This is a genomic window from Coprococcus sp. AF21-14LB, assembly GCF_003458885.1.
In the GTDB taxonomy this organism is placed as follows: Bacteria; Bacillota; Clostridia; order Lachnospirales; family Lachnospiraceae; genus UBA9414.
Genome location: NZ_QRVX01000101.1, coordinates 1 through 2,482 on the forward strand (window position 1 = coordinate 1; position 2,482 = coordinate 2,482).

At 28.4% G+C, this 2,482-nt stretch carries 3 protein-coding genes; all 3 read right to left on the reverse strand.

The window, feature by feature from the left end:
* Positions 1 to 36: 36 nt before the first annotated feature.
* On the reverse strand, positions 37 to 801 hold the full coding sequence (locus DWX73_RS13075; protein WP_118349103.1) for a lipopolysaccharide biosynthesis protein: 765 nt from the start codon (positions 799 to 801) through the stop codon (positions 37 to 39).
* 16 nt (positions 802 to 817) lie between these two features.
* Entirely contained in the window at positions 818 to 1,480 is a 663-nt protein-coding gene (locus DWX73_RS13080) for a hypothetical protein (RefSeq protein WP_158556868.1), read from the reverse strand.
* A partial coding sequence (locus DWX73_RS13085) for an O-antigen ligase family protein (RefSeq protein WP_147334794.1) occupies positions 1,455 to 2,482 on the reverse strand: 1,028 nt, incomplete at its 5' end. The genes DWX73_RS13080 and DWX73_RS13085, both read right to left, overlap by 26 nt.

Here is a 2,482-nt window from a genome sequence, read left to right on the forward strand (position 1 = left end):
CTACAAACATCCAAATCAATGCAACTTTTATAGCCATTAATACCCATTCTGTATATGAATACATAGAAATTGATATACTAGAAGTTTTATAGCCATTAATACCCATTCTGTATATGAATACATAGAAATTGATATACTAGAAGTTCCAATTATGCCAAACACTATCGTCAAAATATCAACTAAAATCTGCTTAACAAATATTCTAATTGGCCAATATATAATATTTTTTGAATCATAAATTACCATCCATATTGTCTGGTAAATCATTGCAACCAATGTTCCTATTGCAACTCCAACTAATCCTAATTCCCTAACAAAAATAATTGAAACTGATAAATTAAGTATTGCTGCTATCCAATAACATCTTTGAGTTTCTTTATAATGCACACCAGCTTTTATTGCGATATGATATGGAAGTCTTATACAATACATGGCATATGCAATAATTAAAATTACAGAAAATATAGGTTGATTATAATTAGCATCATTAACACCTTTTGTATAAACCATCACAAACGGTGTAATCAAAATACCTGCACATCCAAATACATAAGTTGTCATTGTATGTATGAGCCATTCTGTCCAACCGAATATTTTTTGTAATTGTATTTTTTCTTGCTTAGCATATAATTCTCCAATTAAAGCTTGTACACCATTTGTCGTAGCATTAAATAATTGTTTCAAACCTGAAATAACTAAAAAATATACAGAATATATTGAAACATTAGCCATTGTTGAAAATATGGTTAATACAATTGTATCTGTGCTATCCAATACAACGGATGCAATATGTTGAGCCAAGCCATTCCATTTTTGTTTAATTGGTTCGCCAATATATTCTATTTTTTTTATTTATTGAATAATTTTTATTAACATATATTTTCAATGCCAATGGACGAGCTAAATAAATAAATGATGTAACCAATTTAACAACATGAATAGATGCTCCAATTTTTATAAGGAAATAACTACTTACTGTATTCAAAATAAGAGTTATTATTTGAGTATTATATTGAATATACCCTCGTTGATCTGCAGTAAGAAATAACCCATTTGACATTCCAAAATAATATTGTGCAAATGAACTTATACTCATTGCCGCAATTAAAGTTGCTGTATATATAAATTCAAAATCTTGATTTGCAAAAAAAGGATAACTGACAATTAAAATAATCACATATCCAAGTAATATTTCTGCCAATCTAGTAAAAAATTTTTGTCCTGATACATAGATTTCACTTAGTTTAATTAAATCATTATCAGCTAATGGCTTATACAAAGATGATTGAAAAACCGCACCAACCCCCATATCTAAAAACGCAAATATTTGCAAAAACTGAGTAATCGAATTTACTAATCCGTTAACATCCGAACCAAAATTACTCAGTATTAATTTGGGAAGTATAAAGCCACATATTATTGTCGTTATTTGCAAAATCAATGAAGAAATAGTATTATAAGCTAATTTTTTCTTTCTCATTTTTTTCCAACCATTCATTTCTTCTTACATATTCTAGTGCTGCACAAGTAAATACAACTGGCAAATATCCTAAACATTGCCCAGAAAAAGTAACTGTTGCCCAGTCAGCAACAATCATTTCAATCATTAACAGTATTCCAATAAAAGCAATATTTCTGTATTTAGGAACTTTAAATAACCTATTAGATAAAATAAATTTTATATTTGATACATATTTGCTATAAAATATAATTGTTCCAAATAAGCCAAAACTGCTTAACATTTCTGTATAATTACAGTGTGAATATTCATACCGTGTTATCGTATTTGCCATAAATGCATTATAGCCACCTCCAAAAACAGGTTTTTGTAAAAATAGTCTGAAAGCTTCGCCAATCATTTCTTCTCTCATATCTGTTGAATATGAATAAGTATTCAGTACCGCTGATGTTTTTCCAAACATCGTATTAAACATAGATTCTATTCGAGAGCCCAAAATCTCATAAAAATATGGAACATTAAAAATGAGATATGCTCCTACTGTGATTGCAACTATTAGTTTTAGCCATCTGCTAGCATGCCCCTTTTCATATAAAAAAATCAGCAATACATCTAGCATAACAATCAATAGTGCTTTTTTTGATCCTGTTAAAAGCATAAATAGAATCAAAATTCCCAATAAAATCAAATTTTTCTTTTTTTTATTTCTACAATACTGCCATGTAACTAACAATGAAATAAACCCCAAATTAAATCCAACCGTATTTACATTTCCACTCAATGTGTCTCCTATTCTAACTCCTCCAGATAGTATTTCTGTTCCCTCTTTAAAAATCAAATAAACAATTGACATAATTCCTGCAATTGTAAAGGGAGCAACTATATTTTCTCCACGACAACGAAATAAGCTAGATATAGCTAAATACAATGAAATATTTTCTATGTATCGAATAAAAAAACTATCCCATGAAAATTTTCCTCCTTGTAAAAAACAAAATCCGTAGAAGAAAAAAATCATATAAA